Raw genomic sequence first — 13,348 nt, 5'->3', positions numbered from 1 at the left:
GCAGGTAAAAAGAATAACTAAGCCAATATTTTATCAAATAATTAACAAATGATTTATAGAATTCATTTTTTAATATTAAGTCAATGGTTAACTGTAATATGACAATATTATTTATTTTGTTTTTTTTCTAAACGACGTTTTTTGAAAAAGTTGCTTAACATTGAGCTACATTCACTAGCTAAAACACCACTAGTTATTTGGGCAAAATGATTAATGCCCGTTCTGGAAAGAATATTGATATAAGAACCAGCAGCACCAGTTTTATAATCACTAGCACCATACACTACACGTTTGATTCGACTATGTATAATAGCACCTGCACACATAATACAAGGTTCAAGAGTAACATACAATGTTGTATTGACTAAACGGTAGTTGTGTAAAAATCGACCTGCTTGTTCAATCGCCATGATTTCTGCATGAGCAGTTGGGTTATGCTTAATAATTGATTGATTAAATCCTTCACCAATAAGTTGTCCGTTTTCATCAACAATTACTGCGCCGACCGGAATTTCTCCTATAGATTCAGCGCATTTTGCTAATTCTAATGCATGACGCATCCAAATTTCATCTGTCATGCTTTAATATTATAAATTATTTAGATTAAGTACATCACGCATATCATAAAGTCCAACCGGCTGCTTAGCAAGCCATAATGCAGCACGTACTGCTCCATTAGCAAATGTCATTCGACTTGAAGCTTTATGACTAATTTCAACTCGTTCCCCAACATCAGCAAAGATAGCAGTATGTTCACCTACAATATCACCAGCTCGAATAGTAGCAAAACCAATTGCACCTTTTTGTCTTTCTCCGGTATGGCCTTCTCGGCAATAAACTGCACGTTCATTTAAGTTACAACCAAGTGCATCAGCAATAGCTTCGCCCATAGCAAGAGCGGTACCTGATGGGGCATCGACTTTATGACGATGATGGGCTTCGATAATTTCGATATCAGTATAATCACCCATAATTTGGGTGGCTTTTTCAAGTAATTTAAGTACTAAGTTAACACCAACGCTGAAGTTAGCAGCAAATACAATTGCAATTTGTTGTGCGGCATTAGCAATTGCTTGTTTACCTGCTTCATCAAAGCCAGTTGTGCCGATTATCATCATTTTCTTATGTTCGACGCAAAAAGTTAGATGTGCTAGAGTCCCTTCAGGACGAGTAAAATCAATTAATACATCAAACTGATCTTTGGCCTTTAGTAGATTATCAGTGACTTTTACACCACACAATCCAATTCCGGCAAGCTCACCTGCATCACTACCTATTAATGATGATCCTTCTCTTTCAAAAGCAGCACCTAAAGTCACACCTTCAATTTGGGATACGGCTTGAGTGAGTTGACGACCCATCTTACCTCCGGCGCCAGCAATAGCGATGCGAATCATACTTGTAGACATATAACTTTCCTTACATTATCACCTTATATACATAAACAAATATTATAGCGGAAAACTATTAAGTTATATACCAGCTAAAAGGCAAAATGTTATACTTTGTTCCTATTATTCTTATAATAAAAATAGGATACGTTATGTGTTGTAAATGGTATTTTGGGTGGAACATTGTTATTGCAGCAGCGTTGTTAACTCTACTTTCAAGTGGATTACGGATGAGTATGGGGGTATTCTTTTTACCTATTGCCAATGATCTACAATTTAGCCGTAGTACTTTATCAAGTATTATTGCCATTGGTATGCTGTTTTCAGGAATTGCGATGCCAATAGCCGGTTATTTAGTTAGCAAATATGGAACACGCTTTGTATTATTATTAGGTTCAATAATAATTATTATTTCATCTGTTTGGGCTGCTAATATAACTGATTATTGGAATTTTTTATTATCCTTTGGTATCGCGTTATCTTTTGGTACCTCGTTTGTCGGTTCGGTAAGTTTTACACCGATTGTTGTTCGCTGGTTTAGCAAACATCGCGGATTGGCCTTGTTTATTTTATCGAGTGGTAGTATGGCGGGCATTGCCGTTATGTTACCTGTATTTGCTTATTTTATTCCACATTATGGATGGCAAACTACATTGATAGCATTTTCACTATTTTTTATGCTTTTAGCTTTACCGATAGCGCTCTTTATTATGAAAGATAAAAAAAGTGATACTGAAACAACTGAAAGTAATCATGATTTAAAACCTGAAATGACGTTAGGTCAAGTCTTAAAAACGCGACCTTTTTGGTTACTTAGTTTTGGTTTGTTTACTTGTGGATTTAGCATGAATTTACTTGGGACTCACGGTGTTCCTATGTTAATGGATCATGGGTTTGATTCAATAACCAGTTCTTCTGGACTAGGTTTAATTGGTCTGGTGGCAATATTTAGCACATTACTGCTTGGCTATATTTCAGATATTGTGCCACGAAAATTTGTATTAGCTATGATCTATTTTGTTCGGGGTATAGGATTTATAGCGTTAGTTATTGCAGCAACGCAATGGCAACTTTATACCATAGCCTTATTAGGTGGGTTAGTTTGGGCTGGCGCTTTATCTTTATCAAGTGCCATATCCGCTGATATTTACGGTGTAAAAATTGTTGGTTTGCTTTCAGGTTTAACCTATTTAGGTCACCAAATTGGTGCGATGATTGGTTCATGGCTAGGTGGATGGGCCTATGATACATGGCATAACCACTTTATTGCCTTCGGTATAGCTAGTGCTTTATTATTGTTAGCTGCATTATGTACTTGCTACTTACCTAAAATACGTAATAGTTAAATATAACAATAATGGACGCTATCTGCGTCCATATTTATTAAAGAACCTTTAACAATTCAACATCAAAAATTAGAGTACTATATGGTGGAATCGACGCTCCTGCACCTTGAGAACCATAAGCTAATTCTTGAGGAATATATAACCGCCATTTTGATCCTTCAGACATTAATTGTAACGCTTCGACCCAACCACGAATAACACCATTAACAGGGAATTCAGCTGGTTGCCCCCGTTCAACAGAGCTATCAAATACCGTACCATCAATCAACTGCCCAGTATAATGAACTTGCACACGATCAGTTGCTTTCGGATATGCACCAGTGCCTTGTTTAACTATTTCGTATTGTAAACCTGATTCAGTTGATTTTATGCCGTCTTTTTTAAGATTTTCCGTTAAAAAGTCTTTTCCTGCTTGGGCAATTTTTTCAGCTTGCTTCGCTTTTTCTTTAGAAGCTTGTTCATGAACGTGACGAAGAGCATCATGCAATTCTTGTAAAGGTAAAGCCGGTTGGTTACCACTTAATACATCTTCCATAGCTAATTTTAGTGCATTAAGTTCTAAATTATTTAAGCCCGACTCTTTCAGTTGCTGGCCAATTTGTAGTCCAATTGCGTAACTTGCTTTTTGCTCAATAGTATCTAATTTCATTTTTTACCTGTCATATTGTTAATATTAAGTTAGTTATTATAGAGCATTACGATTAAAGATAAGAAGAAAAATATCTACTCCTATTAATTATCATCAATATAACAATGCTTTCTAATATAAATTTAGAGAAGAATTTACTATTTTATCTAGCGCTTAGTTAAAATATCAGCGATAATAAGTTTTATTGTATTTTTGAATGGATGATTTTAAATGCCGTTTCGTAAATCTATTTCGCTTGCTATTGTGACCAGTATGTTACTAACTGGTTGTTCACTTGTTGATCGTTGGGTTTATCGACCTGATATCAATCAAGGTAATTATGTAACAAAAGATGCAATAGAATTATTACAAGTAGGCCAAAGCAAAGAGCAGGTGGTATTTATTATGGGATCGCCAATGTTAACCTCATCTTTTGGGGATAATGTTTGGTATTATGTTTTTCGCCAACAGCCACGCCATGGTAATGTGAGCCAAATCACTTATGCCGTTTATTTTGATGGGATGGGGGTAGTGAGTGATATTAAAACTTCTACATTAGAAGGTTCTTTGTCATTAGAGGAAATGAATAAACAGGAAATTTCAGATCCTATTGACATTAAGTCTGAAGATGACAATGATAATCTAACTAATCAACAATCATCGGAAACTTCATCAGAACTCGAATCGGAATCAGAATAGAATCAAAAAAACCTCGTTATTATAACGAGGTTTTTTTATGTCTATGTTCAATCAATGTCAAATTCGATTAAATCGGTCTATTAGTAGTGACCACCAATAGAAGAAATAAGCGCTACTATAAGAATCATATAAATGATGAAAAATAAAATAGAACAAATAAAAGCAATTAATGTAAACTTCCAATAGCCATGTAAATTTTCAATAGCTTCAACAAGATTTCGTTCGTTATCAAAATTTGCAGCCATACCAAATGTGCTGCCTGATTTGAATAGTTTTACACCAGCTAAAATTACCGGAATACCGATGATAGCAGATATTATCCCTAAACAAGATAAGGCGCCGATAATTATCATTATAACTCCATAGATTTGTTGCATTATTGCTATAAATTTCATCTGTTTTTTTAACATTTCAGTTGAATTAATAGTAATACTTTTCGGTTGATTAAGATCCATATTTATTCCTTACATTATATATTGTTGTACTATCAAAAAATGCCGGATAGAATAACATTTTATTTTTTTATGTCGAGGCTAATTTGCAAAAAAAATCTATATTAAATCGTTTTTCAATAGCTCCCATGTTGGATTGGACGGATAAACATTGTCGTTATTTTCATCGTATTTTGACTAAACAGACGTTACTTTATAGTGAAATGGTAACTACAGGGGCAATTTTATTTGGTAAAGGCGATTATTTAGCTTTCAATAGCCAAGAACACCCTTTGAGTCTTCAACTAGGTGGAAGTGAGCCTATTGCATTGGCTAAATGTGCAAAATTAGCCGAAGAACGAGGATATGACGAAATCAATCTCAATGTCGGATGCCCTTCCGACCGCGTACAAAATGGTATGTTTGGTGCCTGTTTAATGGCGAAAGCTGATTTAGTCGCAAATTGTATTGATGCCATGCAAAATGCTGTTAGTATTCCCGTTACGGTAAAAACACGTATTGGTATTGATAATCAAGATAGTTATGAATTTTTATGTGAATTTATTGATAAAGTCATGCCTTATAGCGAAACATTTATTGTACATGCTCGTAAAGCTTGGCTTTCCGGACTTAGTCCAAAAGAAAATCGCGAAGTGCCACCTCTTGATTATGAGCGAGTATATCAATTGAAACGTGATTATCCTCATCTAACAATCGCCATAAATGGGGGAATTAAAACCATTGATGAAATCAAGCAGCATTTAACTTTTGTTGATGGTGTTATGGTTGGTCGTGAGGCTTATCAAAATCCTATTCTATTGACGCAAATTGATCAACAAATCTTTGGTTCTGATGCTCCAATTCCTGATCCTATAGCTGCAATACAAGAACTTTATCCTTATATTGAAACGCAGCTAACTCAAGGCGCTCAGCTCAATCATATTATGCGTCATACCTTAGGTATCTTTAATGGTAGAAAGGGGGCTAAACAGTGGCGACGCTATTTGAGTGAAAATGCCCATAAAAAAGGGGTAGGAATAGAAGTTGTTGAACAGGCATTAACTTTTATTCAATAGCGATAAATGTTATGAGATGTTTCGAAGTATGCTTGATTGCACATGCTCGACGGTTCAGTATATACTAGCGAACAATTTTACTTAGGGTTCTCTTCTGTGCGTTTAAATTCAAGTCAACAACAAGCTGTCGAATATGTTTCAGGGCCTTGTCTGGTACTAGCTGGTGCGGGTTCAGGTAAAACTCGAGTAATTATTAATAAAATTGCTTATTTAATTCGGGTAAAAGAATATTTGCCTCGACATATTGTTGCCGTGACTTTTACTAATAAAGCGGCTCGGGAAATGAAAGAACGCATAGCCCAATCGTTGAGTAAGCCTGAGGCAAGAGGGTTAAAAATTTCAACCTTCCATACCTTAGGACTAGATATTGTACGTCGAGAATATAAACATCTTGGTATTAAAGCTAATTTTTCACTATTTGATGATCATGATCAATTCGCTTTGCTCAAAGAGCTTACCCAGCAATGGTTAGATGGTGATAAAGATCTTATTAATCAGTTACGTTCAACTATTTCGAATTGGAAGAATGATATTGTTGATTCAACCATTGCAATGGCGAGAGCACAAACTAATAAAGAAAAGCTATTTGCTCATTGTTATCAACTTTATGAAAAGCAACTTAAAGCATGTAGCATATTAGATTTTGACGATCTTATTTTATTACCGACATTGCTATTAAAAACCAATGAAGAAGTTAGAGAAAAATGGCAAAACCGTATTCGTTATCTATTAATTGATGAGTATCAAGATACCAATACTAGTCAATATGAATTTATTAAATTATTGGTAGGTAGCCGAGCTAAATTTACGGTTGTCGGCGATGATGATCAATCAATTTATTCATGGCGTGGTGCTCGCCCTAAAAATCTAGTTTTACTCAAGCAGGACTTTCCTCAACTAGAAGTAATTAAGTTAGAACAAAATTACCGATCATCAGGAAGAATATTAAAAGTTGCCAATATTTTAATTGAAAATAACCCTCACATCTTTGAAAAGAAATTATTTTCCGAACTCGGTTATGGAGAACATCTAAAAGTTATATCAGCTGATAATGAAGAACATGAAGCAGAAAAAGTGGTTAATGACTTAATTGGACATCGATTTGCCAATAATAGCCAATATGGTCAATATGCCATTTTGTATCGAGGTAACCATCAATCTCGTTTAATTGAAAAAATGCTAATGCAATATCGAATTCCTTATCGAATTTCAGGCGGTACATCTTTTTTTGCTCGAATTGAAATCAAAGATTTAATGGCCTATCTTCGATTATTAACCAATCCTGACGATGATAATGCATTTATTCGGATTATTAATACCCCAAAACGTGAAATTGGACCTGCAACCATCCAAAAATTAGGGGAGTGGGCAAATCATCGTGGAGTTAGCTTATATCAAGCAAGCCATGATATGGGATTAACGGAATTACTTTCAGGTAAACGCATGGAGACATTGCATACCTTTATTCACTGGTTTGATTCTTTGATTGAAAAATCACATATAGAGCCGATGGCTGCCATTCATGAACTCTTACATGGTATTCATTATGAAAGTTGGATCTATGAAACCTCATCTTCGCCAACGGCTGGGCAAATGCGCATGCGTAATGTAGAACAGTTGGTGAGCTGGTTAAATGATATGTTACAGGGTGATGATATCGATGAAGGATTAACTTTAGAGCAGGCTGTAGCTAGATTTACCTTGCGTGATATGTTAGAGCGTAATGAAACAGAAGAAGAACTGGATCAAGTACAATTAATGACATTACATGCGTCTAAAGGGCTTGAGTTTCCTTATGTATACTTAATTGGCATGTCAGAAGGATTATTGCCACATCAAACCAGTATAGATGAAGATAATATTGAAGAAGAACGACGGCTTGCTTATGTTGGCATCACTCGAGCACAACGGGAATTGACCTTTTCATTTAGTCGACAGAGAAAACAATTTGGAGAAACAGTTTATGTAGAACCAAGCCGCTTTTTACTTGAACTTCCTCAAGACGATTTAGCATGGCAAGATCAGCGTCATGAATTATCACCTGAGAAAAAGATGCAACAAGGGCAAAGTCGTTTAGCTATGCTAAAAGCACAAATAGCCAATGCTAAATAAAAGACTAATATTTCAATTGAGATAAGACAGCCATCGAACTGCTATCATGATTTATAATTAAATCTGACTAAATTATCAATAATATAAAAAAATTGAGGAAAGGGGTTTTTTAGGCTTAATAATAAATAAATTTTTATTTATTTTTAGCGAAATACCCGATTTTTTATTAGAAAAATTTTCAATATAGCGATTATGCCATTAAATTGATGATATTTTGACTATATAACCTAATAATCGATTAAAAAGCATTGACGGATCAAAATAGCTTTATATAATACTCTGCGTTATATCAATTCTGCTACTCCATGTCTCCTTAGCTCAGCTGGATAGAGCAACGGCCTTCTAAGCCGTAGGTCACAGGTTCGAATCCTGTAGGGGACGCCATTTCAACAACGATTCAGCCCGATTGAAGACGATTAAACCCTTATCAAATAAAGATTATCAACAAGATTAGAACGATTAATTACGACCTAAAACGATTGACAACGCCAATCTTTTCACGGTATTTTTCAAGCCAAGCAACAAAAATACCGTAAATTATGTTAACAATAAAAGCAATTGAATCCGCAAAACCAAAAGATAAGCCGTATAAGCTACCAGATTTTGAAAGTTTATATTTATATATCACACCGTCAGGTACTTTTATACATAAATCTAGCTATATCCTTTCTATGGTGGGCTGGACAAGGGAGCCGAAAGGCTCGCCGTTTTCCTCGTGCAACGGTACTGAGAACCTTGTTCAGTTCATCACCAAATTTCGCAGGTTTGGTGGTGATTAAGTGTTCCCTATACACATAGGGATATACCGAATAGTGGTTTCTGAACAAAGTTTATTGTGTATAAGGTTCTAGTTTACTGCCGTGTAGGTAGCCAAAAATTTAGTTTAAAAATATCTATTGTTCAATGGAGAAACAAATCTGAAGAGATTATCCATCTTTGCGATGAAAATGGATTCGTTTTAGGTGAGCGAAAGATAAAAAATAAACTAAGAGTAAATCAAAAAAATATTTCGGTTTATGCGGCATCAGATTATTTTAAAGAATTATGTAGTTCAGGAACGTTGGAAACTGATTTAGATCCAGATTCGAATGAAATTTTAGAGATAATTGAAGATAAAATTAAAAAACATTTTGTTGATCAAGACTTAAAAAATAAATCTAAAATTATTGAAAATTGGATTAGTGAGGGTATCTATCCTTATAATCGTGAAGACATCAAGTGTTGTTTTAAAAAATGCAGAGAGGCAAATTTTTGATATCTTGGCTGTTAATGTTGCAAATCATCTTGATAAATTTGAAAGGCAAATAAAAAAAGTAAACAATTCACTTTTACCTTGTTAAAACAAGCGATTGAAAATAACCCTGAATCAGTTCAAAAAATAATAAGTGAAGTGTTGGGGCTAAAAAAAGAAGAGCAGGATGATTTAGCAAACTTATTAAAGCAAACAACTTTATCATCAGTAATTAAATCCTCATAAATTATAACTGACCGATTAAATTTTATTAAAGTGCTTGAACAGTTGCTTTTTGATAAAGAGACAAAAAAACTTTGCTGGAAAGAGATCCGCTTCATAAAATTTTGGAGCGAGAATCATGGATTTTTAGAGAAGATTTTGCTCTAGCTGGAAGTGAGGATACTTTAAATGAACTTCTTGAAAAGCATATTACGTCTCTTAAAAAAGATGATATTGATTTATCAAATAAAGTAATTCAAGCGAACGGGAAATTAGGACGTGTTGATTTGTTTTTTCTACATCTCTACAACTTAGAGAAGGGGAGTTTGAACATTTGGTTGTAGAGCTTAAGAGACCTTCAAAAAAAATAGATCAGGAGGTTCTTGGACAAATAAAGGGCTATGCTGGAGCTATATCGAAAGATGAACGGTTTGATCAAAGTAAAACTAAATGGATATTTATTGCTGTATCAAATGAGTTAGATGATTCTGTAGAAAATGCTGTTAATCAGTTAAATAGGCCTAGAGGGCTAGTACTTGCCCCCCTAATCATAGCGTTTGGATTTATACGTGGGGTGAAATAATTAATCAGGCTAGATCTAAATATACGTTTTTTAGTGATCAGCTAAAATATAAAGCAACAAGAGATTCAGCAACTGAATACTTAAAAAAAGTTCACGGACAATTCATTTCTAAACTTGCTGATAAACCTTAAAATTACATTAAATTCACACATACCACCTACGGGTGGTTTTTTATTGCTCCTAATTCTTAAATAAAATACCATTACCTAAAAAAGGAGATGGTATGAAAAGAATTGCATTGTTAGGTTTAGTTTGTTTCGGTTTGTATGGTTGTGGTGATGAAGGTGGTAAGAAAGTAACTGAGGAGATGCTTGTAGGGGATTGGGAGTGCACAGCTAGCACACAAGAAGCTGAATGGAAAAATGGTTTATTTCAGGATTACTCGACACCTGTTAATCAAGGAAAATCGTTAATTGTATATATAAAGGAAAACGATGCTCTATTTGTAAAATTGCCCGATAGTGATAGAAAAATAAAGCTGGATTTTAAAAAATTAAATGATGAATATAGCAATACTTTCGATGACACAAAAATAACTGGTTATAACAAACTCGAATATATATCAGATGATGAGTTTAAAATGACTACTGAGACATCACAGATGTTTACTGACTCGGAATATAATAAAAAGAACAAAACATTAATGCACTGTAAAAGAATGAATTAATTCTTTATTCAAAAATATAATTTCTAAATAAAACTCTCTAACGAGGGTTTTATAACATGTACCCTGTAGGTACAGAGATAAAATACAAAACTATTATAAACCGGCCTAGTGGCGGTTTTTTATTGCTCCGAATCCCTAAATAACTTACTATTGCCTAAAAATAATTTAATGTATTAGGATGAATGGTATGAAAAAAATTGTTTTTTTGGGGTTAATTGGTTTTACATTGATAGGGTGCTCATCGTCACCAGTGTCAAATGATGCGGCATTAAACGTTCCTGAGCAGCGGATATATAACCAGGATATTTTGTAAAAAAAGAAAATTCAGGAATGGTTATTATAAAAAGAGATAAAGGATTTGTAAGTAGCGCTTGCTCTGATTCTCTTTTTGTTGACGGAGTTAAAATTGCTGATTTAAACCCTGCGGAAAAAGTTGTTATTTATCCGCTCTTAGGGAAAAGAATTTTTAGCATGGTGGCAAATGGAATTTGCGGCGGAGGAATGGTTGAAGTTGAAGGGGATATTGAGAAAAGTCAAGTTTTAACATATAGGATTGCTCATTCCTTAAATGGTGGATATGGTATTTATAGAACTGCGTTCTAAATAGACTAATCATTTATAGAGTATTTTATTATCTGGAGAAAATATGTTGTCACAAATACAATCCGATAAATTATTTAATTTGCATTAAATTCATTATTGTATTTAAAAACAATTAATCAAAAACTTAATAAATAAGACCGCCTAATTGCGGTTTTTTTATGTTTGGAGAAAATAAATGGCAGAAGCAATCAATCTCTTACGCTTGAAATCAACACTCAGAGCGTAGACGAAGCAAGCAGAAAATTAGATGCATTCAGTAAAAAAACAGAAGAAGCAGCATCAGCTACTGATGAATTAACAGCAGCAAAAAAACGCTCATTAAATATAACTGATGAAGAGTTGCGTGAATTTGAGCGTGTTTATCAAAATGCAGTTAAAAACCCAAAAGCGACACGAATAGCTACAGAACAAGAACGAAGGCTTGTGGTGGCGAGAATACAACTTGCTGAGTCTGGTGACAAACTTTATGCTAGCTATAGAAAACAGATTGACGGATTAAAAAATGTTAGCACTGCATCAAAAGATTAAGAGAAAATCACTGAGCAGGTAAGGGCTTCATATAAAGCTAGTATGCTTGATATCAACAATTACAATCAATTGTTTGCAGATGTTGCGGTAAAGCAAAAAGAAGTAATATTTGCAGAGACATTAGCAAATAAAGCTAAAACTGACTTCATCAATAAACTAAAAGTTTAAACGCTTTTCTTGATTCAACAGATGCGCTGACCGCAGGAAGCACTGCTGACATAAAGATAAAAATAGAAAATTATGCTGAATATTTTGGTACAACTGAAAAACAAGCTCAAAGTATTCTAGTACAAATGGCTGATATATGCGTCGAGACAGATTCACTGCAAGCTATTAAAAAATTAACAATTTAATTGAAGAAATAAGCAAGTTATACACAACATCAAACAACGGTTCAGAAAAATTAAAATGATTTATTGATTCATTAGTTGAAATAGCAACAAAAGCTGGGGATGCAGCTTTCAGGGTTGAAATACTCAAAGCGTAGGAACAGAATTTCAACAAAGCAATCGACCCGAAAAAGAGTAAATTTTATTATTCTCAAATATCAATGACAAGAGATGAGAAAATAGAAGCTGAAATTAAAGAAATGAATCGGCTTGCAGATGAACCGAATAAAATCTTTAAACCGGCCGGTGAAGGATATGCAACAGATGATAAAAGAAAGACAGTCGCAGCAGCAATTAGGCGTAACAACAGCGATAGAGGCGGAAGAGGGACATCAACAACTGACATGCTTCAATCATCAAGACAGCAAGAAATTAGCTTGATGAATCAGTTTAAATCATTACGTGAACAATCGTTAACAGTCAACACTATCACATCTGAGAGCAAAAATACTTTGGCTTACAAGCACAAATCGAAGTGCTAGAGCAAAACTGATAAAAGCAAACTTACAGCACAAGAAAAGTATATTCTAGTCACAAAGCAGCATTATTAACTCAACAAGCGAAAAATGCGGCTTTAAGTGAAGAGATTGCACAATACGAAACAGCCACAAAAGCGCTTCGCAAAATGCAAGGGTACTCTACTAACTTGGTTGCTAAATCTCTAGCTGAACAGGCTACCTTCGGAATGACTTCTAAAAACGCAGGTCGATACAATGAATTGTCAGAGTCAAATTCTCAACGTGATATTGCATTGAAGGGGGCAAATAACCAGAATGAAATAGGTAAGGTTACTGAGGAATACAACAATGCAAAAGAGGTTCTATAACAAAGTTGGCAACTGGAAGACCAAAATCAAAGCGATTGGCTAACTGGTTTGACCGTGGGGATGTGTGAATTTGCAGAAGACGGCAAAATGTATTTAAAGGTTTTCGTGATGTTGCTAATAATGCTATGAACTCAATTAGTCATTCATTAACTGAATTAGTAACAACAGGGAAAATGGATTTTAAATCATTAACTAAATCCATTTTAACTAACATTATTGAAATTATTAATAAATTATTAGTTGCACTGGCTATTCAAACATCAATGAAGTGGATAGGCATGGGAGGGGCTTGAGCCGCCACAGGAGGGGATCAGCAAGCTTATACTGGTGGAGTAATTGATGGTTACGCCAATGGTTGGTACGTGAAGGGAAATGTTAATCTTTCACATCTTCGAAATTCCAGCTCCTCAACGAATGTTAATATGAGGACCAATGTGAAAGTCATTGCAGTGTCGAATGAACAACGAGAGTCGGAACAAGATAAGCAGCGATTAGTTAAGGCATATAAGGAAACCATTAACCAAGCTATGATAGAAGGCATTGATAAAGCACTAGCGCAAAACGGGGCGATTTACAAAGCGATGCAATCAAGGAATTAAATGTATTTTGTTCAAAC

The 13,348-nt window shown here is 34.6% G+C and carries 19 protein-coding genes and 1 tRNA gene; 15 read left to right on the top strand and 5 right to left on the bottom strand.

Features of this window, described 5'->3' with window-relative positions; translation table 11 throughout:
• Positions 1 to 107: 107 nt before the first annotated feature.
• Both tadA and dapB read right to left on the bottom strand, forming a co-directional pair.
• Positions 108 to 578: a tRNA adenosine(34) deaminase TadA gene (gene tadA, locus H3T80_RS04060; protein WP_110447668.1), complete on the bottom strand. Its 471-nt coding sequence runs from the start codon at positions 576 to 578 to the stop codon at positions 108 to 110.
• Positions 579 to 587: 9 nt separating this feature from the next.
• Positions 588 to 1,409, bottom strand: a complete 822-nt coding sequence (dapB, locus tag H3T80_RS04055) for a 4-hydroxy-tetrahydrodipicolinate reductase (protein WP_198200177.1) — start codon at positions 1,407 to 1,409, stop codon at positions 588 to 590.
• A 134-nt stretch (positions 1,410 to 1,543) separates the two neighbouring features.
• Between dapB and H3T80_RS04050 the strand changes: the two genes are divergently transcribed.
• Positions 1,544 to 2,737 (top strand): MFS transporter, encoded by a 1,194-nt coding sequence (locus tag H3T80_RS04050; RefSeq protein WP_198200175.1) that lies wholly within the window; start codon positions 1,544 to 1,546, stop codon positions 2,735 to 2,737.
• Positions 2,738 to 2,774: 37 nt separating this feature from the next.
• Here the strand turns inward: H3T80_RS04050 and H3T80_RS04045 are convergent, their stop codons facing one another.
• Positions 2,775 to 3,386: an FKBP-type peptidyl-prolyl cis-trans isomerase gene (locus H3T80_RS04045; RefSeq protein ID WP_198200170.1), complete on the bottom strand. Its 612-nt coding sequence runs from the start codon at positions 3,384 to 3,386 to the stop codon at positions 2,775 to 2,777.
• 210 nt (positions 3,387 to 3,596) lie between these two features.
• Between H3T80_RS04045 and bamE the strand changes: the two genes are divergently transcribed.
• Positions 3,597 to 4,064 carry an outer membrane protein assembly factor BamE gene (bamE, locus tag H3T80_RS04040; RefSeq protein ID WP_110447672.1) on the top strand — a complete coding sequence of 156 codons (468 nt, stop codon included), beginning with the start codon at positions 3,597 to 3,599 and terminating at the stop codon, positions 4,062 to 4,064.
• 80 nt (positions 4,065 to 4,144) lie between these two features.
• Here bamE and H3T80_RS04035 read toward each other — a convergent pair whose 3' ends face one another.
• Positions 4,145 to 4,519 (bottom strand): DUF5362 family protein, encoded by a 375-nt coding sequence (locus H3T80_RS04035; RefSeq protein ID WP_110447673.1) that lies wholly within the window; start codon positions 4,517 to 4,519, stop codon positions 4,145 to 4,147.
• 125 nt (positions 4,520 to 4,644) lie between these two features.
• On the opposite strand from H3T80_RS04035, the gene dusA reads away from it, so the two are divergent.
• The 3 genes from dusA (at position 4,645) to H3T80_RS04020 (ending at position 8,067) form a co-directional block, all read left to right on the top strand.
• Positions 4,645 to 5,571, top strand: a complete 927-nt coding sequence (gene dusA / locus H3T80_RS04030) for a tRNA dihydrouridine(20/20a) synthase DusA (protein WP_198201138.1) — start codon at positions 4,645 to 4,647, stop codon at positions 5,569 to 5,571.
• A 96-nt stretch (positions 5,572 to 5,667) separates the two neighbouring features.
• Positions 5,668 to 7,683, top strand: a complete 2,016-nt coding sequence (gene rep, locus H3T80_RS04025; RefSeq protein ID WP_198201135.1) for a DNA helicase Rep — start codon at positions 5,668 to 5,670, stop codon at positions 7,681 to 7,683.
• A 307-nt stretch (positions 7,684 to 7,990) separates the two neighbouring features.
• Positions 7,991 to 8,067: transfer RNA gene (locus tag H3T80_RS04020), tRNA-Arg, on the top strand.
• A 79-nt stretch (positions 8,068 to 8,146) separates the two neighbouring features.
• On the opposite strand, the gene H3T80_RS12280 is transcribed toward H3T80_RS04020, so the two are convergent.
• Entirely contained in the window at positions 8,147 to 8,311 is a 165-nt protein-coding gene (locus H3T80_RS12280; RefSeq protein ID WP_198200169.1) for a hypothetical protein, read from the bottom strand.
• A 207-nt stretch (positions 8,312 to 8,518) separates the two neighbouring features.
• Here H3T80_RS12280 and H3T80_RS04010 point away from each other — a divergent pair, with 207 nt between their 5' ends.
• The 10 genes from H3T80_RS04010 (at position 8,519) to H3T80_RS03965 (ending at position 13,331) form a co-directional block, all read left to right on the top strand.
• Positions 8,519 to 8,938: a hypothetical protein gene (locus H3T80_RS04010; protein ID WP_110447675.1), complete on the top strand. Its 420-nt coding sequence runs from the start codon at positions 8,519 to 8,521 to the stop codon at positions 8,936 to 8,938.
• Between the two features lie 293 nt (positions 8,939 to 9,231).
• On the top strand, positions 9,232 to 9,480 hold the full coding sequence (locus tag H3T80_RS04005; RefSeq protein WP_110447676.1) for a hypothetical protein: 249 nt from the start codon (positions 9,232 to 9,234) through the stop codon (positions 9,478 to 9,480).
• Entirely contained in the window at positions 9,471 to 9,719 is a 249-nt protein-coding gene (locus tag H3T80_RS04000) for a hypothetical protein (protein WP_110447677.1), read from the top strand. The genes H3T80_RS04005 and H3T80_RS04000 overlap by 10 nt, the downstream gene beginning before the upstream one ends.
• A gap of 223 nt (positions 9,720 to 9,942) precedes the next feature.
• Entirely contained in the window at positions 9,943 to 10,386 is a 444-nt protein-coding gene (locus H3T80_RS03995) for a hypothetical protein (RefSeq protein ID WP_110447678.1), read from the top strand.
• A gap of 330 nt (positions 10,387 to 10,716) precedes the next feature.
• A complete protein-coding gene (locus tag H3T80_RS03990) occupies positions 10,717 to 10,989 on the top strand; it encodes a hypothetical protein (RefSeq protein ID WP_198200168.1) in 273 nt (90 codons plus the stop codon).
• A 162-nt stretch (positions 10,990 to 11,151) separates the two neighbouring features.
• On the top strand, positions 11,152 to 11,517 hold the full coding sequence (locus tag H3T80_RS03985) for a hypothetical protein (RefSeq protein ID WP_110447680.1): 366 nt from the start codon (positions 11,152 to 11,154) through the stop codon (positions 11,515 to 11,517).
• Between the two features lie 550 nt (positions 11,518 to 12,067).
• Positions 12,068 to 12,388, top strand: coding sequence for a hypothetical protein (locus H3T80_RS03980; protein WP_198200167.1), 321 nt, complete (start codon positions 12,068 to 12,070; stop codon positions 12,386 to 12,388).
• Between the two features lie 143 nt (positions 12,389 to 12,531).
• Positions 12,532 to 12,732, top strand: a complete 201-nt coding sequence (locus H3T80_RS03975) for a hypothetical protein (protein WP_198200166.1) — start codon at positions 12,532 to 12,534, stop codon at positions 12,730 to 12,732.
• Between the two features lie 68 nt (positions 12,733 to 12,800).
• Positions 12,801 to 13,025: a phage tail tape measure C-terminal domain-containing protein gene (locus tag H3T80_RS03970; protein WP_258334365.1), complete on the top strand. Its 225-nt coding sequence runs from the start codon at positions 12,801 to 12,803 to the stop codon at positions 13,023 to 13,025.
• A gap of 129 nt (positions 13,026 to 13,154) precedes the next feature.
• A complete protein-coding gene (locus tag H3T80_RS03965) occupies positions 13,155 to 13,331 on the top strand; it encodes a hypothetical protein (protein ID WP_198200164.1) in 177 nt (58 codons plus the stop codon).
• Positions 13,332 to 13,348: the final 17 nt, after the last annotated feature.

The sequence above is a fragment of the Gilliamella sp. W8145 genome (genome assembly GCF_016101145.1).
Classification (GTDB): Bacteria; Pseudomonadota; Gammaproteobacteria; order Enterobacterales; family Orbaceae; genus Gilliamella; species Gilliamella apis_A.
The sequence above is the reverse complement of the archived record's forward strand: the minus strand, read 5'-3'. Positions and strand labels throughout refer to the sequence as shown.

Bases quoted from the DNA above. Each gene is read 5' to 3' on its own strand.
- H3T80_RS03975 (WP_198200166.1), top strand. From the start codon at position 12,532: ATGCAAGGGTACTCTACTAACTTGGTTGCTAAATCTCTAGCTGAACAG.
- tadA (WP_110447668.1), bottom strand. From the start codon at position 578: ATGACAGATGAAATTTGGATGCGTCATGCATTAGAATTAGCAAAATGC.
- H3T80_RS03990 (WP_198200168.1), top strand. From the start codon at position 10,717: ATGGTTATTATAAAAAGAGATAAAGGATTTGTAAGTAGCGCTTGCTCT.
- bamE (WP_110447672.1), top strand. From the start codon at position 3,597: ATGCCGTTTCGTAAATCTATTTCGCTTGCTATTGTGACCAGTATGTTA.
- dusA (WP_198201138.1), top strand. From the start codon at position 4,645: ATGTTGGATTGGACGGATAAACATTGTCGTTATTTTCATCGTATTTTG.
- H3T80_RS04045 (WP_198200170.1), bottom strand. From the start codon at position 3,386: ATGAAATTAGATACTATTGAGCAAAAAGCAAGTTACGCAATTGGACTA.
- H3T80_RS03995 (WP_110447678.1), top strand. From the start codon at position 9,943: ATGAAAAGAATTGCATTGTTAGGTTTAGTTTGTTTCGGTTTGTATGGT.
- H3T80_RS03965 (WP_198200164.1), top strand. From the start codon at position 13,155: ATGAGGACCAATGTGAAAGTCATTGCAGTGTCGAATGAACAACGAGAG.
- H3T80_RS03980 (WP_198200167.1), top strand. From the start codon at position 12,068: ATGACAAGAGATGAGAAAATAGAAGCTGAAATTAAAGAAATGAATCGG.
- dapB (WP_198200177.1), bottom strand. From the start codon at position 1,409: ATGTCTACAAGTATGATTCGCATCGCTATTGCTGGCGCCGGAGGTAAG.
- H3T80_RS04035 (WP_110447673.1), bottom strand. From the start codon at position 4,519: ATGGATCTTAATCAACCGAAAAGTATTACTATTAATTCAACTGAAATG.
- H3T80_RS04050 (WP_198200175.1), top strand. From the start codon at position 1,544: ATGTGTTGTAAATGGTATTTTGGGTGGAACATTGTTATTGCAGCAGCG.